The following is a 21,956-nucleotide window of genomic DNA, read 5'->3' on the forward strand; positions in this document are numbered from 1 at the left end:
TTTGTTTTATTTAATAATTAGTTACAACCGCAACCGCCACCACCGACGCCACTACCACCAACCGATCCTTGCTTATATGAAAAGACCTTTTCCGAAAACAAATCGAACTCTGGAATTGCCCCACCTGGCTTCATCTCTTTTTTTGCCAGTGTTCCTTTTTGCCAAGGTTTTACCGCTTCGATGCCAAGTACTTCATCAACGAAAGCCAAAGCCGACGTTTCATTGCTAACAGGCTTGGGTTTTTCTGCCCTTGGTAAGCTTAAGCCACCAGCCTTTGGCTTAACCAATTCAATATTACGCCTTAACCCGATTTCAGAGCTACCACTGGTGTATACCTGATTGGATATTACCTCTTCTTCCATACTATCTTGCTTCACAGTAGGCTCAGTTTTTGTGGGATTTTTTTTACCCAAATTGCTAAGGTCAACTTTGGGTGCAGCAACACTTAGGGTTGAAAAAATCAACGCCAAAACAAATGTACTCAGCTTCATAACCGCACTCCCATCTGTGTCAAATCATCTAGGATGACAGAGCGAATATCAGTGATTGCACCAAACCGTACTTTGAGTACTTGTCCCTGATAAACATAATAAAGTGCAGGCATCCCGACAGGTTTAAACTCTGCAATTAATTGCTGCTTAGGATCGTTAACAACTGGAAAACTCAATCCCAGAGATTTTTGAAACTCAAGACCAACCACGATATCTTCATCAACATCAACTCCGACAAAAGTTACACCAGTTCCTGATAGCTCACTATATAGCTGATTTACTATGGGTAATTCATGACGACATGACACACACCATTCGGCAAAAAAATCTACTATTGTTAGCTGATCAGGTTCCAATTTTAGCCCTTTCGCAACGCTTTCTGTCACGGCCTCCCCTTCTTGAAATGCTAGCGTTGTAAAAGACGCGCACACAGCAAGCACTATAGCCAGTTGCTTGATCATTCTTTTTTCCTTATATTTTCGAGGTTCATTTCTGCCCAAAGTTAAGAGTCGTGTCATAGTCGACATACAATACTTTTGAAAAGTACTCATCCAGTTCCTGAGTATTGGTTGCCGACAAAACTTGACCTTTCAATTCGATGTTGAGTGCAGCATCAACGCAGCGACTAAACTGCTCCAGTCGATAATCAGGAATATTAAAGCCTATAAAGTTCAACTGAATACCGAACTCATTTGCCAAGCGATCACAAATTCCTGCGGAGATAAGCTCATCCAACGCTGAACTGCCGTCGACACCATCTGTCATCAAAATTAACCTTTGTGTTGGATGAGTAGAGTACGGACGATAATTCCACTCTTGACGCCACTTGGGTATGAGCTGTCTAGCGCCCCAAATCAATCCTTGGAATGAACTTGTTCCACCTGTAGTTTGCAAATTTTCAATGGCATGTTTAACCCCCCTCATATTGTCGGTCAGTGGCATAACGGGTGAAGAGCCGCTGCAATCAAGAAGAAAATCATTTTGTTCCTTCAACTCCACTGTCTTTTCTGAGTGAATTTTATCTAGGTTAGACACTGTCTTTTCGGCAGAAAACCTATCGTTTTCATCTTTGCTTATCCCATTAGCACATTGCACACCCGTGACATTTTCCCATGCGGGATTAACAACCGACACACCGTCAGAAAAAGGGACAATTGAGATACTCACCGCTCTGCGCCCAGCAAGCTCAATATTGTTATCCTCAATGCGATCAATCGCTCGACCAAGAATACTTTTCAGAGTATCGATGGAATCCACCATTGAGCTGGAAATGTCGAGAACCAACGCCATTTCAGTTGGCGTCACTTTCGCAACATGGTGAATATATGTGTGCTCAGAAGCACGAGAATACGCTGAATAAGACCCTTGGCCTATATTCAGCAACGAGAATGGACCATCGAGATGGTAGTTGATACTGATATCACAGTCAGGACCAGATTGAAACTCACCTAGTACCCCATTGATATTAGGCTGATAATAGCTAAGATAAGTTTGGTTAACATCTGTTTCTGAGCTAGCACTAAAAGTGCAGGCCAAAGCAGCTGCGTCAGCAGCTTGCATTGCACGATTGTGAAGTTGAATGTTAAATCCTACCATGATCGTACTTAGCACCAGTGCCAATACAGGCAGCAATAAAGCGAGAAAAGATAAAGAAACAGAACCAATTAACTGTCTAGGCACTATATTTTCTCCCGATAACCGCAGCTTGGCTTCGAAGCGTAGAAGGAAATGACAGACCTAACCATTTAAAAATAGGACTCATCGGCTCTAAGGGTTGGGATACACATAAGGTCACCTGATATAAGTTAGCGATTTTACCTTGAAGCGATGCAACCGTCCTTTTACTCATTGGCGCTAGTGTTGCAAGTGAGTCTATCTTCTGTTCTACCTGACAATCGTTCCCCGCTCGCTGTGTAATCACCTCAGTTTCATCACTAGCAGAAAAGCGCATTTCCAATATCAAACCAACACGCGTCATGTCCAATTCAGCAGGTAAAGAACGTCTCGCCAAAATCATTAAGTGCTCAGCGCTATCTGAGTGATAATTTTTAACTTGTCCATTGGAAACCAAAGCCCGTGATGCCACACTCACCATGGAATAAGCAGCACTATCTAGCCTAGTTTGCAGATAAAATATTTTGTATACCGCGAACAAGCCAAGTATGACCACAAGCAGCCCCACAACTACCGCGGGAAATTCAATCACGGCCGAACCGCGTTGTTTGTTGCGCTCATGCATCATAACTGACCATTACGGTGCGATTGAGGGTCGTCACCGATGGAAACGCTTCCGATAATCTTGGAGCTAGCAAAAAATGAAAGTGATAGCGAATTTTATATTCAGCGATAGTAGCTTGATGCGAACTAATCAAATCTCCTGACACTAAAGACGCCACGCTATCAGCGTAGCGAGGAATATCAATTTGAATATTCCCGGCAGTAAGTAAAGGAAATTTAGCAATCTGATCGCTAATTTGCTCTTCCACAAACGAAGAGGGCGTCATTGTACGCGCATTGCGCATTGCTGAAGATACAGCTGATTCAAAAATCATAGTGACCCACATCAAGCGGACAACCTCAAAGCCCACCAAAAAAACCATCATTAAAGGTAAAATCACCATTACAAATTCGATTGTCTGACTCCCAGATTGACGACGCAAAGCCATTAGTTAATACCTTGTTCGGCAAGAGTCTGATAATACCCAAGTGTGCTTTCTAGCTCCGACTGATTAAGTTCACTCATAGCAATCGTTTTAGCTGCTTCAAGTTTACCGTTAGCAGCATAGGCTAGAGCAAGGTTAAGCCGAACTTTGCTCGTTGCTTCTCCTCGCAGGTAAATAGGGTATAAAATCTGAATACTTTGTTCAGCCTGGCCATCTAAAAGCCATCCTAGCGCAAGGTTATTTCGATATTCCAAGCTATCTGGGCGAATGTTAATTGCGCCTTTAAAAGCACTGCGGGCTTTTACATAGTTTTTTTGTAATGAATAAGTCACACCCAAGCTATTTAAAGCAATATCATCACTTGGGTTATTCTCAACGGCTTTATGTAGCGTATCGGCGGCTAATCGAATATTGCCCAAAGCAAGGTGAGCTCGACCTAGCTCTCGATCAAATTCTGACGAAGGAGCCAATGTACTACCTTTATTGAGATAGTACAGCGCCTCATCATAACGTGCCGATTGATTACAAGCACTGCCGGCTAAAAATAGCAGCTGGGCATCATCGGGGGTTTGCTTAAGCTTTTGTTTATAGATAACCAATGCATTATCCGCATGGCCATTTGCCAACGCTGTTTGTGCAAGTTGTATATCTTGATCAATCTTTTGCGTTCCTGTCGACTGACAGCCAAACATCAACAGACTGAAGCATAAGATGATAAACGATGAGTTCATAGCCTCTCCAATGTCTCAAATAGGCTTAAAACAACAGGCGCAACAATCAAGATAACCACAGGCAACATAATCAATACAACAAGAGGAAAAGACATCTTCGCCGGAATTTTCCCAGCCCATTCTTCCAGTTCAAGCAACTGATAATGGCGGCTATCTGCAGCAATTAGGCTAAGCGCCTTTGAAAGCGGTGTACCAAACTTAAGCGCTTGAGACATAGTCACCACCATATTGTTGATATCCGATAGTTCCAATCTTTGATCTAGGTTAACGAGTGCTTGCTGTGGTGAGTCAAGTACGGTCATTTCTGTTGCAGTCTGGCACCACTGACGAGCAAACGCAGGAGATACAGAAGCCATTTCTTGACCAACAACACGAAACGCTTTTTCTAGTGTTAAACCAGATGCAACACAAACAACCATAAGATCGAGCGCATCAGGAGTCACTCTTGCTACCTGACATCGAATGCGCTCAACCCAAACTTGCAATGAACGATCAACTAAGATCCCCGATATAATTGAGATAGCAATACACTGGGCAACATCAGCTACTGACCAGCTCAAACTTCTTGAAGTAAACCAAAGCCATGATCCACAAAGCATGATCACACATCGAACTACCACAAACTGTGTTTCAGCATCGTCATGACTAAAACCTATCAAGGCTAATTGCTTACAGCGGGATGGATTCGATTTCCAGCGCCATCTATTTTTGTTTGGGTGAGCTGCTAAGGAGGCATAACTCACCTGACTAAGACGACGCTGAACAACATCCTGTTGCCGCGCGACATGAAAGCACAACAGTGAACTCAGAATACCGATAACGATCAGAAACGTTGCAATCATCAATATCATGAAAACTTCCTGTTTTTGGTTAAAGAATTAAGTGTCAAACCACCCAAAACCAGGCTAATAGAGCAGTAAAAAAGCACCCACTGACCACTTTCGCTGTATATGAGTAAATCGAACAAAGACACATCAATCCAAGCGATCGCTAAAATGAGAAAAACCGGTAGCAGCGACAAAAATTTTGCTGTCATTCTTGGTTCTGCGGTAATACTTGCGACTTTTTTGCGCATTGCACGACTGTCATGCATGGTTCGGCTTAGATTGTGCAAAATATCTCTCAATTGCCCACCATTGCTCTGATTAAGCACTAATGCTACCGTGAAATATCGAAAGGTGTTATACGGTAGGCGAGTGCATGCCTCATCCAATATCTGGCGTAGCGGTATCCCGAGCGCTAAGTTGTCTGTAATGAGAGAAAATTCACGTCCTAACACCCCATCTTGTGTTTTAGCTACCTGCTCTAAGGCCTGTGGAACAGACAAGCCAGCAGACACTGCTCGACTTACAAGTCCCAGTACCTGAACTATGCCTTGCTCAAATTCTTCTATTTGCTGCCTACGGCGCAGCATGAAAACCGTGGTAAACAAACCAACCAAAGCGGACAAAATCAACAAGATTTGCCAATACCAGTTTTGAGGCGGTAACCACCAATAAACAAAAAACGGTAGCGCACAACCACAAAAAGCGAAAATAACTTTGTCTTGACGGGTTAAAAGTGCTTGAGTTCGACGCCAAAAACTACCGATTCGGCCGCTAGTGTATTGCGGCTTAATGATGGTTTTTACTTGTCCTGTATTAGTCTGAGAAATGTACCTTGTTAATCTTAATTTAAGGCTCCGACGAAGTTTCCAATAATTGGTCAACATCACCACAATACCTAAGCACCAAGCAGCAATTAACAATACTGTTATCATACTAACCCCATTGCCGAACGCAGTTGAGCATCAAGTTGATAATATTGAGCTTTAGGAACAAAAGTAGGCAAGCGACGTGCGCTAACGTATTGGCCCAAGACTTTACCTTGGTGATCCTCACCAGTAATATCAAAGTGATACAAGTCTTGAGTAACATATTGATCACTTTCAATCCCAATGACTTCAGTAATCGCAACAACACGCCGTTTACCATCACGCATCCGGTCTACTTGCACTATTATGTCGATCGTATCTGCGATTTGCCGTCGCAAGGCAAATAAAGGTAAGGTGGATTGCGCCATCATGAGCATGTTTTCAACTCTAACCAAGGCATCAGTTGGCGAATTGGCATGCAGAGTAGACAATGAACCATCATGGCCTGTGTTCATCGCCTGCATCATTTCAAACGCTTCTTCACCACGCACTTCACCAAGGATAATACGATCAGGTCGCATTCTTAACGCATTCCTAACCAGTTCACGCTGTGTTATCGCAGCCAGACCTTCTGCATTTTCAGAGCGAGTTTCAGCACGTACAACATGAGGCTGTTGAAGCTGAAGCTCCGCAGCATCTTCAATAGTAATAATACGTTCATGGGGAGGAATGCTAAATGACATCGCATTGAGAAGCGTCGTCTTACCTGCCCCCGTTCCCCCAGCGATCAATACGTTCAATCGACAACGTACTATCGTATCGAGCAGCCGCATCATTCCTTCACACATCACATCATTTTGCGCCATATGGCTCAAAGAAAACTTTTCATGATTAAACTTTCGGATAGAAATACACGTTCCATCAAGTGCTAGTGGCGGGATCATAACGTTAACTCGGCTACCATCTTCTAAACGTGCGTCAACCAGTGGTGAACTTTCATCGATCCGACGACCAACTTTACTCACTATCCTCCTTGCCAAGTTGAGTAGTTGTTCTTCAGAACGAAACTCAACGGCGGTTTTATGCAACCTACCTAGTTTTTCGACATAAACCTCATTCGGCCCATTGACCATAATGTCGCTCACACTAGGATCGTCAATTAACGGCTGAAGAGGGCCGAGCCCCAGTAATTCATCAACTAACTGTTGCACAACTTTCGCCACCTCACGATGGCCAAGTGGAAGTTGATGAGTCGCCACCACATCAGTCACCAAAGCCAGAATTCGTGACTCCAACTCATGGGGACTCAGTTTTACAACAGCACTTGCCTCAAGCGCATTCACTACCTGAGAATGAATCAACTGGTAATGCTCACGAATTGGATCCAAATGAGACTGGGCATTTTTCACATTGCCAAAAGCGGGTTCTTTGAGTCGTGATGACTTAAACATCAAGCTCCCCTCTTCCAGAAGTGAAATGAGCTCTGGCTCTCGATACCAGTGACTTTGTCGGCCAACAAAGAGAAAGCGTGACTGACTTTACGGTTCCCTTTTATAGCAGACTGTCCAAGTGCGCTTTTGTTTAAGAAATGAAGAGGGGCGAATGGAATTGAAACATCAATTTCAGCGCCCAAAGCCCGATGAATATCGTTTAGCGCCAGTAAAGAAACTTTATCAGATTTAGTATTATTCACTACCAATAAGTTAGTCTTGGTGACATCAGTATGTGACCCTTTGGAAAGTAAACTTAAAATCTGACCGGCACTGCGAATCGATGCCAAACTAGGTTCGACTACCACGATACGCACATCAGAACTCTTTAAAGCGCTCATTCCCACCTGATCTCTAAGTGAGAATGATGGAATATCAAAAATCAGACTATCTGCTTGCTGTAAGCAAAACTTGCTAAGATGCTCAAGCGCACGTTTCTCAGGCCAAAACGGATCACTGTCTAGAGGTAAGTAGCCCGTTAACAGAGAAAGATTAGCAGCAACACTAATGCTACTACGCTCAAAAACAACGGGCTCAAGGCGTTCTGGGTATTGCAACATTTCAACCAATGCTGTGTTACCCTGAACATCAAAATGTAAATCGAGATCCCCTGCTGAAAAATCAAGATCGGCAACCGTCACTGAATGCTGTCGATGGCTTAATGTCCAAGCTAAACTGGCTACAATCGTCGATGTTCCAACCCCTCCTTTACTCCCTACCACAGACACACGCCGACCACTTAATTGGGCTTGTACCTGGCTATGGAAGTCAACTGAAGCAAAAGCTTGTTGAGATATCGGATTAACCAAATATTCAATCGCGCCTGCGTCGCGCGCGCTGCGGTAGTAGGGTATTGTCTCATCATCACCGATAGCGACAACTTTACACCCTGTACGACTGCTAATGTCGCTGATCCAGTCATGAGCCTGTTCAAGCGGCATACCCATCACATCTAACACCACCACCTTATGCCCATCCGATAGCGCTATTTTAATAATCTGCTCTCGTTCCAAAGGTACCTGAATCAGTTGGGTGATCCCTTGTTCAGCAAACGCTAAATTTAAATAGTAGGCATCGATTAAAGGAGATGCGGCGACTAATACAGAAAGGTTGTCAACTTTCATCATTCGTTACCTGCTGTGATATTGGAGTTAGAAACTGAGTTTTGACTACTGCCACTGTTAGATGCAGGGCTAATATACGCATCAAGTGAAGCTACCGCTTTTTCTCCATTGGCAGGCCCCAAACGCTCACCGACAATTAAGTCTTTCGGGTTGGCAACCATTTGTGCAAGTGCTGCGGCATTGCTGCATCCATAAGCTTGGTGAGATTGATATTGATTGAATGCCACTGGTGGCAGCTTGCTAGACCCACAGTTTGAAACTTTAGCGCGAAATGACTCCACAATAACTTGTACGTCACCTTGTTGAGATAGACTAGAAAACTCTGTCACTATTTGATGCTTTGCTATTCCCTGTGTTAATAGTAGCTGATACAGCTTTTCAAGCTGGCCGTTACCTTTAGCAGAATAGCTGACTAGCTTGACGCGTAAAGCATAAGAGTTACCGCGCTTGGCAATAAAATCTTCTACTTTTAACACTTGATCGTCAGATAATTTATGTTTATCTAACGTGAGGATTAATTTATTAGTCACTGTGACCACATCGATAGCAGGCTGCTTAGCAATAGGGTCATGTACACAGCCAGTTATCAATATCAGCAGAACAGACAAAACAAACAAGTTTAGTTTCATACGCACCTCAGTAATAGAACCCGTTATCGCCCAATAAACGCGGTTTGCGGTTGTCGGTAAAAGTTGCATTACCTTCTATTGCAGTATTCTTTTTATTTGGTAATGCCAGTAATCTCTCCAAATCACTCTGGGGCATCAGAGTATCAGTGGGCAAAGTAAAATTATCGCTACGTGAAGGCTCAACCAGATAAGCCGTTGCAATAATGATTAGTTCAGTTTCTCGACGCTGATATTGATTGGAGCGAAATAAAGCGCCTAGGATTGGAATATCTCCCACTCCTGGAACCTTTTGCAATTGACTGATTTCACTGCTTTGTAGTAACCCACCGAGAGCAAAACTCTGGCCACTAGCAAGTTCTATAGTGGTCGAGGCTCTGCGAGAGGTGAAAGAAGGCAGCACATTGCCATTAAACACTGCCTGATTTTCCACCGAAACACTGCTCACTTCTGGCTCTACTTTCAAACTAATTCGATCCGGACCAAGTACCACAGGCTTAAAGTTAAGATTGACACCGAAAGGACGATATTCGACCCGAGCAGTATCTCCCTGAATCAGCGGAATCGGTACCTCTCCACCAACAAGAAAGCTCGCCTCTTCGCCTGAAACCGCTGATAAATTGGGCTCTGCTAAAATGGACATATCGCCAGTAGACGCCAAAGCATCGACCAAAGCACTGAAGTTAGGTTTAGTCCAGCTACTTACACCTGATGGCTTGTTATACATAAAGCTGCCAATCACATTCTCGGCGCTACTACCTTCCCCCATCAGTGATCCCCACTTAATGCCCAGTGTGTTTGATACATTACGGGATACCTCAGCGATGCGGACACGTATATTAACCTGAGTTGGCATAGTGACCAGCAGCTGATTAATCAACTCATCATTATCTGAACTTGACTGCGTTTGCTCAGCTGAAGAATCACTGGATGGAGATGAATCAGTATCGTTAGAGTCTTGCTGAGCGACGATCGGCGAGAGATACCCTTTCGCCACATTGACTATGCTATGCGCCATAGCAGGACTTGGTACTGACCCTTTAAGCCATAATTTTCCACCCAAAGATTCGGTTTTCACTGATGCCTCAGGAAACTGAGCTTCAAGCAAGTTATCTAGCTCCTGAGTATCATGAACAACACGAATCTTTTTGGTGTAAATCACCTGCTCTTTATCATTCAAAATGGTGATTGTCGCTGTGCCAGCCTGCTTACCAAAGACCATTAATTTGGTATTTGTCATTGGCTGATAATCAGCAATATGTGTGTTAGAAATGAAAATCGATTTTGCCTTTTGCGACAAACGAACCATTTGCGCTTCATTAATATTCACTTCAAGCGCAGCCGCCCATGATGGCAGTGTAAAAAACAAGCTAGGAAGCAATAACAAGCTCCACCAGCGCAATAATGTAGTCATTGGTTGTTCCTGAAATTGTTAGTTATTTTTGCTATTAGGGCGTAGCTGAATCAAGTCCACATCAGGGGCTATCAATTTGCTCTGCGAGTTGAGCTGCGTAGAAGTAATCATAGGATTTATAGAGTCGATAACATCAATCTCTCCAGCACCACGTAAAGACAAAGTCAAGCGGCCAAGTTGATTGGCGAGGACAATCTGTGTCGCTTGTTCTGGCGAGACTTCAAGCGATACAGAACTATTATCTGGTATCTTAGCTCCGTAATCTCGACGTTGTTCTTGAAACCCTTCCGATGATGACAAGTTATTGAAAGCAAGGATACGCACATTATGCGCAATAGTGCTGACATATAAACCTTCAACTTGATTGTCATACTTTTTCAGTTCAGTGAGCTTTGATGCCAATAGTAACACGTCAACTTTATCTCCCGGTTGAACAAAGCCTGAGTTGGCTGTTACTTGATCAACAGGTACTGATATGGCTCGATAACCTGACCTAACTTTGAGAGCAAGCGAGACACCGCCGCGCGGTGGAGTTAAGTCCGCAGAACTTATCACCTGACCTTTCTCAATCGCAATATGCGCAACCCCAGCAGAAAGGTGAGCAGACTCAATATCATCTTCTGTAATATAATCTAAATAATCATCCAACTCTTTTTGTGGCATATCCTGCCAACGAAACATTGTGGCGCTATACACGCCGCCTACTTCAATATTTTGATTTGAAACTAGAACTCGCTTAAACACAGCTGCAGCTTGGTTTGCCTCGGGTGACTCTGGCGTGGGTGAGTTCAAAAGTAGCAATCCTATGCCTATCCCTGACAATAAGATAGACACCAACATCAATCGCTTAGCCGTCATGACTTGTCCTTTTTGTATGGTGACTTAATTGCCTGAGTCTTGAGTCTGCTCAAGTGACTCAATCACAGTGTCATAGGCACCTACAATGGCGCGGGTTAGCTTGCCATCACTGCCACCCACAAATGACAGCAGAACCACAGACATGGCCGCGGCTAAAATAGCGTATTCAATCGCAGCTGCCCCACGTTGCTTTGTATTACGTAACATTAATAAACTCCTGAAAATGCTGTTCAGTCTCATTTAGACTTAAGGTGTTGCGATAAAACGGTATAGGTATTTATCTTTGGTTAGCCATTTTGATTGAGTCTTGGTGGTGTGTTTCCCTTCGATGAAATCAAGGCTGGTATAGTCATTTTCCGATGTAAAATCAGTGAAGTATTTCTCTCGTATCACCGGGCCAAATATATCTTTTACATCATTGTAAATAAACACATCCCGCTCAATAGGCATTAGATTACCTAACTCACTAACACTGGGAAGACGCCAATTCGACAAGCCACAAACTTGGGCTGATGTTTGAGCGTCTAAATGCTCTGTAAGGCGCTGATCATTAACCCATCGTGTATCATCACGCTTATCAAACAGTTGCCAAACATGGCCATTGATTAGATTTTTTGTGCAGCTTGCCTCTGCGCGGCTTTCCACCAACCCACCACTTGCATCCAAATACTGCCATTGATTAGGTAAAGTGTTTTCACTCACAAGACGCACCAAAGCCGCCATGTTATCGGCTGGGAAAGGCTTAAATACCTCTTTGTCATTTATTGATGCATAAGAATAAGCCGTTTGTTTACCCTCTTTGTCTGGCTCAGAAGACCAATAATAGACGGTCTGATTGTGCGGATGATTGACAAATACATTGTTGTCGATGCTAAGGCCTTTACCTTTAACATACCCAGAAGCTAAGCCTTGCAACTGGAGTATATTGGGGACTTTCCAATCACTGACTCCGCAAAATGCCTCTTGATTGACTTTTGAAATATACCCTTTTGGACCTAACACATTGTTGCTTTCATCACTGCTGCCTTGATAAGCCAAATACTCGAGAGAGTTTGCTTCAACGGTGGGCTGAAGCATCCAGATTCTTCTTTTATCACCTGAGCCAAGCTCTAATACGCAGTGCCAACCTTGCTCATAAGTGGTATTGTTTGGTAAATACAGCCCCAACTTATCCAGCTTGGCATAGTGTTTTCCCGCCACATCGACAATGGTCGCCTCAGACTGAGAGACAAAATCCGGTGAACTTTGCGCGTTCTCCAATGCCTCTTTAATGGTTTTCTTTATCTGATCCTTATCGTAGTCTTGACTCAGAAAATTATATTTATCTATCAGAGTCAAAGCGCCGTTACTTTTCGAGGTTGGTAAGCTCTCTAACCATGCAGTTAACTCAGCTTGTAATTGTTGGTAGATAGCATCAGCCTTACGTAGATTATTAGCACCTAAAAACCATCTTTTCGCATCTGATGCCTGAGACAGTGCTGCTTTATTACTGGCAATCTTAGCGTCTTGCTGATGGAGTTTGGTAAAATGATCAACAGCTTGCAACTCTTTAAGTAAATCTGCGGCTATGACAGAATTATTCTCATATTCGCGCCAATCATTGTCATAGTTGCTCACCTTTAACACAAACTCTCTGCTTTTACTGTCGCGGCGATTTTTTGCCAGAACCGTTTGCTGATTAAAAAAAGTCATCGCTGGTTGGTGTCTAGAATAGATATCTTGCCATGATGCCAAGGCGCTGCTTAATAGAGTGTGATGCTGGTCGTTTTCAGCACTGAGTCCGGTATAGTCAACTGTCGCATTGTCTAGCAAGCTAAGCAGATTCACTACGGCATCACGAGCGTCTTGTAAAGTGCCAGCTTGTTCATTTAATCGAAATTTCTGAGTAAGTTGGGCAGCATCAATCTCACCGACTAACTGAGCCCCAATAGGCAAAGACCATACAGCAAACCATTGATGAGAGAGATTTGGGCTAATATCGCCTTCACCTGAATCTTTGACAGAAACTAGGGTGCCATTTTTACTTGTCGCTAGAGGACCTGAAAGGTTATTGATGACAACACTTCTGACTTTTTCATCAACAGAGCGAGTTCGCAACCTTTTCGCTACATCAGCTTCAATAAGTCGCCACCCCTTGATACTACAAACATCTAACTTGGACGCTTTGCCATTTGTCTGCTCAAATGTATCACTATTCAAGCTTGCACTCTTAATCCAATAAGTAGGCTCTCCTGAGCCATCAGGCTTATATTCTGCAACGCAATTAGCTTGCGTGTAGTCCCAGCCTCTATCCCCGAAGGTCATCACTTGGTTTGTACTAATCATGGGAACAAATTGCAGCGCCACGAACTCCCCTCGACTGGCGGTGGCAAAAAGAGTCTCACTAGGCGGGGATGACATGCCTTCAAGAGCATTTTGCCTGACGCGTATACCAACCTTACTTTTTGCATATGCTTGCGTACCAATAAACTGAGGCTTGGAGACCACCGTCTGCCAAGTGCTTCCGCCATCAAGGGTATATTCATAATGCTCAGGTTGATCAAAAGTTACTGGCGAGTTCCAAATACTCACACTGAGGTAGTCCCAAGAAATCATATTTCCGTAGGTAGGCTTATCACCTTGCGTTGAGAGGATCTTCATATTTTCTGGCGCAGGAAATTTGGGGCCATTATCTGAATTAGTACTATTGGTAGTCGTGCTAGCTGCCATATTAGTAGGCTCAAGCTTAGGGTCGGACTCATTACCTCCTCCGCACCCAGCAATAAAAGCCGCATAGGCCATAATACCAAAGGTTTGAGCGACTATTTTCACGACCAATTACTCCTAAAACTTTGTGTTCCCTACAAAATCAGGCCGAGATAGTAATGCAAATGATAGTTAGTATCAATATCATTTGATCTTTTATTTACATCAGTGATTAAATAAGCGTCACCTATAACATTCTCAATTCAAATTAATAAGTTATTCATTAAAATGAACTCACAACCAACACTATGTACTGTTGCAATCGCGGTATCAGCGGCAATCTCACTCTCAGGATGTGGCGGCGACAGTGATAATTCAGCCAGTAATACTACTTCGACAAGCTATATCCACCACAATCAACAAACGTGCGCCGATACCAATTTTGACGGACAATGCAGCCAATATGAACAACAAGTATTATTAGGTAATGGCTACCCCAAAATGCTCAATATCAGTGGGGCAACACTGACCGCCCCAGCAGAAATTGACATTGTTTCCCCTTTCACAACCTTGATACACAGTGAAATGCTTTATAACCCAAAAGTCCAAGGGCAAGTAAACAATGCCAAGGCTTACTTACAAGCTAAGCTGGGTAATCACGTTGGAGTATATTTCAAAACACTCGATATAAATTATGGACCTTCGCATCAAAGCCAAATTTTAATGCAATCACTTATACAAGCCCAGCAAAGTGGTCTACGCGGAGCTTCACCAATGGTTAAGATAGCTCATGCTCTTGATGTGATGATAAAGTATCAAACTCTTGATCTAAGCTCGATTAACCTTGATAAAGAAAGTTCACAGCAGCTGCTAGTTGATGGGGCAGTGTTAGTGCATGGTTCTCAAGCAGACAACAGCCTCAAGTCGCTTAAGTCGATTGCTCTAAATCCAGCCAACAACACACTCCTCTACCTCGATGGACAAGATACCGTTAAACAACTCAGTACTTCTGTAAGAACAGCATCAGGATTGACAACTAACCAGCAGGCTACTTTAGAGCTAACAAAGAGTCATAGACTAGCACCAAGAACTAATATGCGTAGTGAAGATCATCACGAATCAGATCATCACGGTAATGATGACGATTTTGGTGGTAACGCAAACAACCTACCTTATTTCGACAAGGATACCTCTCGAGTGATTAAACAAGTATTGCCCGCATTAAATAGTGTGCAATCATACAAATTGTATAATCCCGAAAACCATGCTATTCAAGTAGATAACTGTGAGGTCAGCGGAGGGAATGGTATTTTTCTGACAAGCCTAAAAGATAATACCTCTCATGGAACTTCTGCTGACTCACCCAACGTGATAACCATCCAGCCCATTGTACAAATTGATACCACAGGTGGCGCATCAGGCAGTGAGTTACCTACCTTGCCTCCTACACCTGTAGTGATCGAGCCTTCATCTGCTTCTTGCTACAACGACAACTTTGAGTGGATGAAGCCCCTATATTTACAAAATAGCCTGTTAGCCCGTTGGGATAATGGCTTAGAGACCGCAAAAGACCAACTTTGGCTTTTAGACAACAAAAGTCTAAACAGATTATCATGGTTAGGTGATGTTAAAACATCAGATAAACAGGTCATTGTTTCTAAAAATGAACAAAGCATTCTGCTTATTCCTGATATTGAGAGCCAAACCGCAGGCACATTAGAAGCTAAGTTGATCCCACTGAACAATCGAACTTTTGGTACTCCATCAACGATCAAACTTCAGAAAGACGACAGTTACCCCATTATTACTACCGCCAGTTTCGCTGCCAACCAACGCATAGTATTTGCCTTACAGGACGAAAATAAAACAAAGTACACAATCATTTGGGTAAACAAAGGCGCACCGAGTCAACCCTTATCTAGTATCCCAGGTCATGGGGTTATAAAATATTTAGAATCATCGCCCGATGGTAAGTTTACCGTTGCAGTTACGGCAAAAAATATCTACTTGCTAAATAACCAAACACAGCAAATATCAAGAACAATTGATTTTGATTCAGCTGGCATAACGAACCTATTTGTCCAAAATGATAAAGCCATTGCAGTGGGTAACGGAAAAATTGATTATTTCCAATTTGCTAATCTTTCGGGGCCAAAATTGCTGGTCGCCACTCATCTAATAACAGAAGAATTAGTTAAAGAATGGGGCAAAGCGCAAGAAGGTTCCACCACTTTGTACCAAATGCTGAGCCAGACTCCCCAGTACACTACGTTGGAAGCCCACCAAACCATTTCTCCATTCGAAAGCATTAATTTGGATTGGAATATATTACAAGGTGATGTGAAAAGTGTGGACATCAGTGGTACCTATCGAGGAGAAAAGATTACTATTACCAAGCCTCTATAATTAATGAGTGTGTTGACCTGTCCCTAAGTCGAACGTCAACACTACTTCCTTTACCAAATGTTAGTAGCAATAAGATCAATTTATTCTATAAAATAATCCAAATTCCAGCATGCAATTACTCGACATTAGGGTTCACTACCGATATGTTTCTCAAGCATAAATATGATAACAGGACATTCTTATGACCCCAACCATAGAGACTATCTTATCCCACCGTTCTATTCGAAAATTTACTGAGCAGACGATTGAGCCAAAACAGCTCGATACCATTATTCAATCTGGGCTCGCAGCCTCCTCATCGAGCATGCTCCAAGTCGTTTCCATTATTAGAGTGACAGACCAAAGCAAACGCAAAACCTTAGCAAAATTGGCAGGAAACCAACCCTATGTGGCAAACTCAGCAGAGTTTTTAGTATTTTGTATCGATTACCACAGACACTTTGCTATCAACCCTAAAATCAATACTGAGTATACAGAACTTACTATTATAGGTGCAGTAGACTGTGGAATAATGGCGCAAAACTGCCTTTTAGCAGCTGAGTCACTTGGGTTAGGTGGTGTATATATTGGTGGTCTTCGAAATGCGGCAACTGAGGTTGATAAGCTCCTTGGCTTGCCCAAACATTGCGCCGTGTTGTTTGGTTTATGTCTTGGCTACCCTGCTCAAGATCCACAAACAAAACCCCGCTTACCAGCGAAAGTGATCATGCATGAAAACAGCTACCAAACTTTAAATTTATCCAACATTGATAGTTACGATAAAAGGATGCAAGACTACTTCGCTAGCCGTAGCTCCAACCAAAAACAAAGCACTTGGTCTCAAGAAGTCACCACAAAGCTTGTTGGTGAGTCTCGTCCCCACATTAAAAACTACCTAAATAGTAAAGGGCTAACCAAGCGCTAATATCAATTTAGGTGAGATAAAAAGCAGCACTGACTTTCATGTTCTTGGGGGTGTCAGGAGCATGTTTTTTTGACAGTGCTGCATGGTTCTTTTAATCCTTGGAGTTTTTGACCTTAAACATTCTTCACTTCTTTTGGAGAAATTCTTCCTACCATTGACACAGATTAATTAAGTTAAAAATAGCAGAGCGCTCCCACTCGGATTGAGCCAGCTCTAGTCTAGCGTAATAATACGCTGTCATGTCATTATGCTTGTTCATGTACATCGCTTTACCCTCGTTGGTTGTCTAAGCCATTATCAGGCTATATTAGGAAGGATAAAACTGAGCAATAAGAATAATATCTTTCCTATTTTTGCTTAAAATAACAATATTAAGCATTTTATTAGCTCTAATTTGGTAAAATGCGGAAAATAAAATCTAAACCAATGCTGTATTTAGTGATTTGGAGTGTTTATGTCTGATCTTAATTTGCTACGCTACTATGTTCGACTTGAACCATTAGGTGTGGGTACAACCATAAGAACGGCTCTGCCACATGTTGCTGAACGCCTATTCACGAGTCATCGCCACGCAAGAAACTTGCTTAACCAAATGCAACAGCTAGGGTGGCTTTCTTGGTTACCCAAAGTGGGAAGGCACCAAAAATCTTCTCTAGTACTAAACCTGACAACCTCAGAACTAAAATTTCAATTAGCAGGTAAGCGTGTACTGCAAGGTAAATATGAGCTTGCACTGAGTATTCTCGATAATGACACAAAAGCCTTTGGTCGCTTATTACAAAATACTTCTGGGGCCACTATGCGTGAAGGTCTGTTACATATACAGCTGACCTATAAACGCTCCTTTGAACGTTTGGTACCGCACCAATTGCAACGCTCAAGTGAACGCTATTTACTTAGGCAAATATATTGTTGTTTGGTAAGTAGCAGCGACGAAGGCCACATAAATCCTCAGCTTGCCCACCACTGGGAGTGTGATAAAAATGGTTATCAGTGGACCTTTTATCTCAGGCCTGCATTGACCTTTCACAATGGAGCCTCAATTGATGCCGATAGTATCGTTAGCCTATTTGCCAAGCTGTCAACTCTACCAAATTACCAAGATGAACTTGCCCATTTAGTCAGTGTCAATTCTCCGCTCCCAAATAAAGTGGTGTTTGAATTTTCAAAACCGGACCTAGGCTTTGGCGGCTTGATCTCTGGTGTAAAGTACGCCATACAGCCAACCAGCCAAGTCAACAACTCTAACCATCTTACTGTGGTCGGTTCAGGACCATTTGAGGTCAGTGAACAATTAGAGGATCGTCTTTGCCTGCAAGCGTTTGAGCGCTACTATGGCTGCCGAGCCCTCACCGATCAAGTCACTATCTGGAAACTGGATGAAAAAGAACTCGCTAATAGACAGATTCAAACCAATCAACCTGGCGTGCAAACCAATAATGAGTGTGAATATCACCTTTCTCACACAGATGATGCACAACATAACAGTAACAGTCAGAAATCACGCCTAGAAGATGGATGTATGCTGGTGTTATTCAATAAATCCGCTCCCTCTGCGCTTGATAATAACCAAAAGCGCTATTTATCATGCATACTCAATCCACAGCGTGTTTATGACCAGCTCAAACTTAACCAGACACTTTTTGGTTGCAGCCACGCATACAACATACTCCCTGGATGGCCACCAGTGCTAAGACCACCAATGCCAGAAGCCAACCTGCCACCACATATCGACATTGCTGTCTATGACTACAGAGCGCTAATAGACTGTGCTCAAGCAATTAAGAGCATATTAGATAAACTGGGTATTAAAACTAAGGTCAGCATCTATTCTTATCGCAAGCTTTATGAAATGGCGCAAAACAAACAGTTAACCGAAGCGCTAGTAGTGACCAATATTAACTTGGATGACAACAAACATTCTTCAGCTTTTTACAATTTATATCATAACCCCGTTCTTCACTATTGTATCGGCGAGCAAGCGAAATGTTGGCTAATCGCTTCACTTGAGAGTATTCGCGAACAGACTCCTCTGGATAAATACCTTGATGCCATAGAACCCATTGCATCGACATTGATCCATCAGTACTGGCTAACGCCCCTATTTCACCATCGTCAGACACTTCGCTTTCATGGTGTTCTTAAAAATGTTGAGCTGACCAATTGGGGCTGGCCAGACATTAAAAACGTGTGGTCAACAGACTAAAACGACTAAACGAAGTTATGTGTTTTTGGCTCAAATAATGTTTTAACACTCATCAATAAAAGGCTAATTTAAGTCAGATATCACGTAATATGAACAAACGTTTTATCTTGAGCTGGGAGTTTGAAATCTGTCACAAGACATTGCTTGAATTTCAAACTTGATTACGTATCTTTACACAATAAACCACTGTATGGATGAACAGTTGAAGGGAACTAAATTACAATTTCACTACTATTTTAATGATAATTCTCATGCTATGGATGCCATTATACGCAACCAGTGCGAAATTGAGATCCTTTCAATACTTTATGAAATCGCAAATATACTCGATGCTCCTATCAAGATAGAAAGTGAAGCACATCAAGAAGGAGGATTACGTGATATTTGGAAGTTAGCCAATGCTAACGCTGGGGTTTTATCTGTCATTGTCGCAGTCGCTTCGATTGCCATACCCTTATTACCCAAATCAGATGCAGAATTAGAACGGCTGCAAAAAGAAGATTTACACCTTAGCATCCAAGAAAGAAAACTGAGAATACAAGTTCTTAAACAACAGGTTAACACCAAAGAAGTAGAGGCAGAAACGATTGAAAAAATGGTCGACTTGGTTAATGGTAATTATAAAATTATTACACGTCGCTCCAATCTCTTTAAACACTTATGTGCTTACCCCAAAGTTACCAAAATCGGCATTAATGAGCTTAACTGTAATGGTATACCTGCAACTCCTGAGTCTCTAATTTTACGCTCTGCGTTTAAAAAATTTGTACTACCTTCTCATAAACTTCCAATACGAACCGTTGATAACGCCATAATTGAAATCATCGCTCCCGTAATCGGCCAAGGTACATATAAGTGGAAAGGAATATGGCAAGGCCAAAATATCAATTTTTCTATGCGTGATAAATGCTTCATACCAGATGTCTTAAACCAGAAAATGAGCTTTACAAGTGGTTCGAATATCCGATGTATCCTAAGTGTGCGATCTAAGCTGGATCACATCGGAGATATTGTTATTACAGGTTACTCTGTAGAGACTGTTCTTTCCTTTGGCATTGATGAAACACCACAAAGTAGAGTGCATCGCCATCAAAGTAACTTAGAAAAAGCGCAGGGCGATCTCTTTGCAAGTAGTTGAACTCTTTTATAACTCAGCTACTTTTGGGCTAAAGACTCGAATACGATGACCATCAGGATCTATTGCCACAAAATTAACGCCAAACGACAATTGTATTGGATGCTGAGCAAATTCAACCAATTGACCTTTCCAGCTTTGATAGAGTTGCTGAAGCTCTATCAAGTCTGAAACTACAACAGATAATTCACTACCGCCCCCTATAATACTGCTTACGGGCGTTAAGTCTGTATTTTGTTTTAGTGTCACTGTGATATTATTTGCAAAATTAATCGCAACAAAAGTGGGGGATAAGATTGTCGACTCACACCCAAGCACTTGGGTGTAAAACCGTTGGCTAACCTCAATATCTTTAACATAAAGAACTACAGAATCAATAGTAAGCATTTCATTTCCTTGAACTGGTAAAGTAAGTGAACAATGGCATTAATATAATCCATACCATTGTCAAAACCTGTCAGGAGAGTTGTATTAAATGTTAAACAAAAACAGTTGAGGCTATATTAAGTACATAAGGCAACACATACTTTAAAGCCGATATGTAATGATTAAAAGCTTAGTTAGAAGCATAAAGATCTACTCAATAGAATTTTCATCTTTAAGGCTCCATTTGTGGTAGATTTCCCTGATCTCATCCTCTAGGCCTAAAAAAATCTCTACTAAATCTGGATCAAAGTGTGAACCAGAATTATTTTTAATTTCAATCAGCGCTTCTTCTATTGACCAAGCTTTTTTGTAAGGTCGCTCCATAGTCAGAGCATCAAACACATCGCAAATCGCTACAATCCTTGCACCTTGTGGTATCTGTTGACCCACTAAACCTTCAGGATATCCGGTACCATCCCAACGTTCATGATGCGATTTTGCGACGTCTGCGCCTAATTGGAATACAGGGTTAGAAGACATAGATAATATTTCGTGTCCAATCTCTGAATGTTTCTTCATAACCACCCATTCATCATCATCCAACCCTCTTGGGGCTTTTAGAATCGCATCAGGTATGCCGATTTTACCAGTGTCATGTAATGGTGCGGCTAGCTCCAACCGGTTATAATTTTCATAATCCCAACCCACAGCTTTAGCTAATAATTTACAATACTCCGCCATACGCCAAATATGGCTGCCAGTATCGGTATCGTTATAGTGACCAGCGACACCCAGCATTCGAATTGCTGATAGCGCCAAGGAATCGACTTCAGCCAACCGTGTCAGTGAGAGGTGAGTCGCCACACGTCGAAGTACAATAGCTGGAGAGAATGGCTTCGTAATATAATCGACGGCTCCTAGGTCAAAACCCATTGACTGATCGTCGGTATCATCCTTGGCAGAAATAAAAATAACAGGAATATGAGAGGTCTCAGGGTTACGCTTTAGCCTGCGGCAGACTTCAAAGCCATCCATATCTGGCATCATGATATCGAGTAAAATAATATTAGGTTGAGGAGATGTACTGGCCAGCTTTAACGCTTTCTCACCATTTGTTGCAGCTCTGACCGAGTAATTTCCTTTCTCCAGTACACTTTTTAGAATACGGATGTTATCCGGCACATCGTCAACAACTAAGATAGTTTTGTCCATACTTATCTCTTA

Annotated in this window: 21 protein-coding genes; 4 read left to right on the plus strand and 17 right to left on the minus strand. The window is 42.4% G+C overall.

Going from position 1 to position 21,956, the window contains the following annotated elements:
- Positions 1–17: 17 nt before the first annotated feature.
- From OCV27_RS15880 to OCV27_RS15950, 15 genes are read right to left on the minus strand one after another with little or no spacing between them, the layout of a single operon-like run.
- Positions 18–491 carry a DUF4266 domain-containing protein gene (locus OCV27_RS15880; protein WP_125319862.1) on the minus strand — a complete coding sequence of 158 codons (474 nt, stop codon included), beginning with the start codon at positions 489–491 and terminating at the stop codon, positions 18–20.
- Complete coding sequence (locus tag OCV27_RS15885) at positions 488–952, minus strand: TlpA family protein disulfide reductase (RefSeq protein WP_125319863.1); 465 nt, start codon at positions 950–952, stop codon at positions 488–490. Before OCV27_RS15885 ends, OCV27_RS15880 begins: the two co-directional genes overlap by 4 nt.
- 25 nt (positions 953–977) lie before the next feature.
- On the minus strand, positions 978–2,171 hold the full coding sequence (locus OCV27_RS15890) for a vWA domain-containing protein (protein WP_125319864.1): 1,194 nt from the start codon (positions 2,169–2,171) through the stop codon (positions 978–980).
- Positions 2,164–2,733, minus strand: a complete 570-nt coding sequence (gene tadF, locus OCV27_RS15895; protein ID WP_245986658.1) for a tight adherence pilus pseudopilin TadF — start codon at positions 2,731–2,733, stop codon at positions 2,164–2,166. The genes OCV27_RS15890 and tadF overlap by 8 nt, the downstream gene beginning before the upstream one ends.
- Positions 2,723–3,157, minus strand: coding sequence for a TadE/TadG family type IV pilus assembly protein (locus OCV27_RS15900; RefSeq protein ID WP_125319865.1), 435 nt, complete (start codon positions 3,155–3,157; stop codon positions 2,723–2,725). Before OCV27_RS15900 ends, tadF begins: the two co-directional genes overlap by 11 nt.
- On the minus strand, positions 3,157–3,885 hold the full coding sequence (locus tag OCV27_RS15905) for a tetratricopeptide repeat protein (RefSeq protein WP_125319866.1): 729 nt from the start codon (positions 3,883–3,885) through the stop codon (positions 3,157–3,159). Before OCV27_RS15905 ends, OCV27_RS15900 begins: the two co-directional genes overlap by 1 nt.
- Entirely contained in the window at positions 3,882–4,736 is an 855-nt protein-coding gene (locus OCV27_RS15910; protein ID WP_125319867.1) for a type II secretion system F family protein, read from the minus strand. Before OCV27_RS15910 ends, OCV27_RS15905 begins: the two co-directional genes overlap by 4 nt.
- Positions 4,733–5,644, minus strand: a complete 912-nt coding sequence (locus OCV27_RS15915) for a type II secretion system F family protein (protein ID WP_185759729.1) — start codon at positions 5,642–5,644, stop codon at positions 4,733–4,735. The genes OCV27_RS15910 and OCV27_RS15915 overlap by 4 nt, the downstream gene beginning before the upstream one ends.
- Positions 5,641–6,969 (minus strand): TadA family conjugal transfer-associated ATPase, encoded by a 1,329-nt coding sequence (locus OCV27_RS15920; RefSeq protein WP_125319868.1) that lies wholly within the window; start codon positions 6,967–6,969, stop codon positions 5,641–5,643. Before OCV27_RS15920 ends, OCV27_RS15915 begins: the two co-directional genes overlap by 4 nt.
- Positions 6,969–8,135 carry a CpaE/TadZ family protein gene (locus tag OCV27_RS15925; protein WP_245986660.1) on the minus strand — a complete coding sequence of 389 codons (1,167 nt, stop codon included), beginning with the start codon at positions 8,133–8,135 and terminating at the stop codon, positions 6,969–6,971. Before OCV27_RS15925 ends, OCV27_RS15920 begins: the two co-directional genes overlap by 1 nt.
- Positions 8,132–8,761, minus strand: coding sequence for a CpaD family pilus assembly lipoprotein (locus OCV27_RS15930; RefSeq protein WP_125319904.1), 630 nt, complete (start codon positions 8,759–8,761; stop codon positions 8,132–8,134). Before OCV27_RS15930 ends, OCV27_RS15925 begins: the two co-directional genes overlap by 4 nt.
- Before the next feature lie 7 nt (positions 8,762–8,768).
- Positions 8,769–10,172, minus strand: a complete 1,404-nt coding sequence (locus OCV27_RS15935; RefSeq protein WP_125319869.1) for a type II and III secretion system protein family protein — start codon at positions 10,170–10,172, stop codon at positions 8,769–8,771.
- Between the two features lie 18 nt (positions 10,173–10,190).
- Complete coding sequence (cpaB, locus tag OCV27_RS15940; protein ID WP_125319870.1) at positions 10,191–11,030, minus strand: Flp pilus assembly protein CpaB; 840 nt, start codon at positions 11,028–11,030, stop codon at positions 10,191–10,193.
- 24 nt (positions 11,031–11,054) lie between these two features.
- Complete coding sequence (locus OCV27_RS15945; protein WP_114784101.1) at positions 11,055–11,237, minus strand: Flp family type IVb pilin; 183 nt, start codon at positions 11,235–11,237, stop codon at positions 11,055–11,057.
- Between the two features lie 39 nt (positions 11,238–11,276).
- Positions 11,277–13,841, minus strand: a complete 2,565-nt coding sequence (locus OCV27_RS15950; protein ID WP_125319871.1) for an Lcl domain-containing protein — start codon at positions 13,839–13,841, stop codon at positions 11,277–11,279.
- A gap of 162 nt (positions 13,842–14,003) precedes the next feature.
- Here OCV27_RS15950 and OCV27_RS15955 point away from each other — a divergent pair, with 162 nt between their 5' ends.
- The 4 genes from OCV27_RS15955 (at position 14,004) to OCV27_RS15970 (ending at position 20,369) form a co-directional block, all read left to right on the plus strand.
- A complete protein-coding gene (locus OCV27_RS15955) occupies positions 14,004–16,121 on the plus strand; it encodes a hypothetical protein (RefSeq protein WP_125319872.1) in 2,118 nt (705 codons plus the stop codon).
- Positions 16,122–16,302: 181 nt separating this feature from the next.
- Positions 16,303–17,025, plus strand: coding sequence for an oxygen-insensitive NADPH nitroreductase (gene nfsA / locus OCV27_RS15960; protein WP_125319873.1), 723 nt, complete (start codon positions 16,303–16,305; stop codon positions 17,023–17,025).
- A gap of 454 nt (positions 17,026–17,479) precedes the next feature.
- Positions 17,480–19,231, plus strand: a complete 1,752-nt coding sequence (locus OCV27_RS15965) for an SgrR family transcriptional regulator (protein ID WP_125319874.1) — start codon at positions 17,480–17,482, stop codon at positions 19,229–19,231.
- 190 nt (positions 19,232–19,421) lie between these two features.
- On the plus strand, positions 19,422–20,369 hold the full coding sequence (locus OCV27_RS15970; protein WP_125319875.1) for a hypothetical protein: 948 nt from the start codon (positions 19,422–19,424) through the stop codon (positions 20,367–20,369).
- A gap of 6 nt (positions 20,370–20,375) precedes the next feature.
- Here OCV27_RS15970 and OCV27_RS15975 read toward each other — a convergent pair whose 3' ends face one another.
- Both OCV27_RS15975 and OCV27_RS15980 read right to left on the minus strand, forming a co-directional pair.
- Positions 20,376–20,753, minus strand: a complete 378-nt coding sequence (locus OCV27_RS15975) for a VOC family protein (protein ID WP_125319876.1) — start codon at positions 20,751–20,753, stop codon at positions 20,376–20,378.
- 189 nt (positions 20,754–20,942) lie between these two features.
- The gene (locus OCV27_RS15980) at positions 20,943–21,944 is read right to left on the minus strand and encodes an HD domain-containing phosphohydrolase (protein ID WP_125319877.1); all 1,002 of its coding nucleotides are present in this window, start codon (positions 21,942–21,944) and stop codon (positions 20,943–20,945) included.
- Between the last annotated feature and the right edge of the window lie 12 nt (positions 21,945–21,956).

Source organism: Vibrio pectenicida (assembly GCA_024347015.1).
Classification (GTDB): Bacteria; Pseudomonadota; Gammaproteobacteria; order Enterobacterales; family Vibrionaceae; genus Vibrio; species Vibrio pectenicida.

Coding starts and splice junctions, on each gene's coding strand:
- nfsA (WP_125319873.1), top strand. CDS start 16,303: ATGACCCCAACCATAGAGACTATCTTATCCCACCGTTCTATTCGAAAA.
- OCV27_RS15980 (WP_125319877.1), bottom strand. CDS start 21,944: ATGGACAAAACTATCTTAGTTGTTGACGATGTGCCGGATAACATCCGT.
- OCV27_RS15885 (WP_125319863.1), bottom strand. CDS start 952: ATGATCAAGCAACTGGCTATAGTGCTTGCTGTGTGCGCGTCTTTTACA.
- OCV27_RS15925 (WP_245986660.1), bottom strand. CDS start 8,135: ATGATGAAAGTTGACAACCTTTCTGTATTAGTCGCCGCATCTCCTTTA.
- OCV27_RS15880 (WP_125319862.1), bottom strand. CDS start 491: ATGAAGCTGAGTACATTTGTTTTGGCGTTGATTTTTTCAACCCTAAGT.
- OCV27_RS15920 (WP_125319868.1), bottom strand. CDS start 6,969: ATGTTTAAGTCATCACGACTCAAAGAACCCGCTTTTGGCAATGTGAAA.
- OCV27_RS15900 (WP_125319865.1), bottom strand. CDS start 3,157: ATGGCTTTGCGTCGTCAATCTGGGAGTCAGACAATCGAATTTGTAATG.
- OCV27_RS15970 (WP_125319875.1), top strand. CDS start 19,422: ATGGATGAACAGTTGAAGGGAACTAAATTACAATTTCACTACTATTTT.
- OCV27_RS15965 (WP_125319874.1), top strand. CDS start 17,480: ATGTCTGATCTTAATTTGCTACGCTACTATGTTCGACTTGAACCATTA.
- OCV27_RS15955 (WP_125319872.1), top strand. CDS start 14,004: ATGAACTCACAACCAACACTATGTACTGTTGCAATCGCGGTATCAGCG.
- OCV27_RS15945 (WP_114784101.1), bottom strand. CDS start 11,237: ATGTTACGTAATACAAAGCAACGTGGGGCAGCTGCGATTGAATACGCT.
- tadF (WP_245986658.1), bottom strand. CDS start 2,733: ATGATGCATGAGCGCAACAAACAACGCGGTTCGGCCGTGATTGAATTT.
- OCV27_RS15930 (WP_125319904.1), bottom strand. CDS start 8,761: ATGAAACTAAACTTGTTTGTTTTGTCTGTTCTGCTGATATTGATAACT.
- OCV27_RS15905 (WP_125319866.1), bottom strand. CDS start 3,885: ATGAACTCATCGTTTATCATCTTATGCTTCAGTCTGTTGATGTTTGGC.
- OCV27_RS15910 (WP_125319867.1), bottom strand. CDS start 4,736: ATGATATTGATGATTGCAACGTTTCTGATCGTTATCGGTATTCTGAGT.
- OCV27_RS15975 (WP_125319876.1), bottom strand. CDS start 20,753: ATGCTTACTATTGATTCTGTAGTTCTTTATGTTAAAGATATTGAGGTT.
- OCV27_RS15915 (WP_185759729.1), bottom strand. CDS start 5,644: ATGATAACAGTATTGTTAATTGCTGCTTGGTGCTTAGGTATTGTGGTG.
- OCV27_RS15935 (WP_125319869.1), bottom strand. CDS start 10,172: ATGACTACATTATTGCGCTGGTGGAGCTTGTTATTGCTTCCTAGCTTG.
- cpaB (WP_125319870.1), bottom strand. CDS start 11,030: ATGACGGCTAAGCGATTGATGTTGGTGTCTATCTTATTGTCAGGGATA.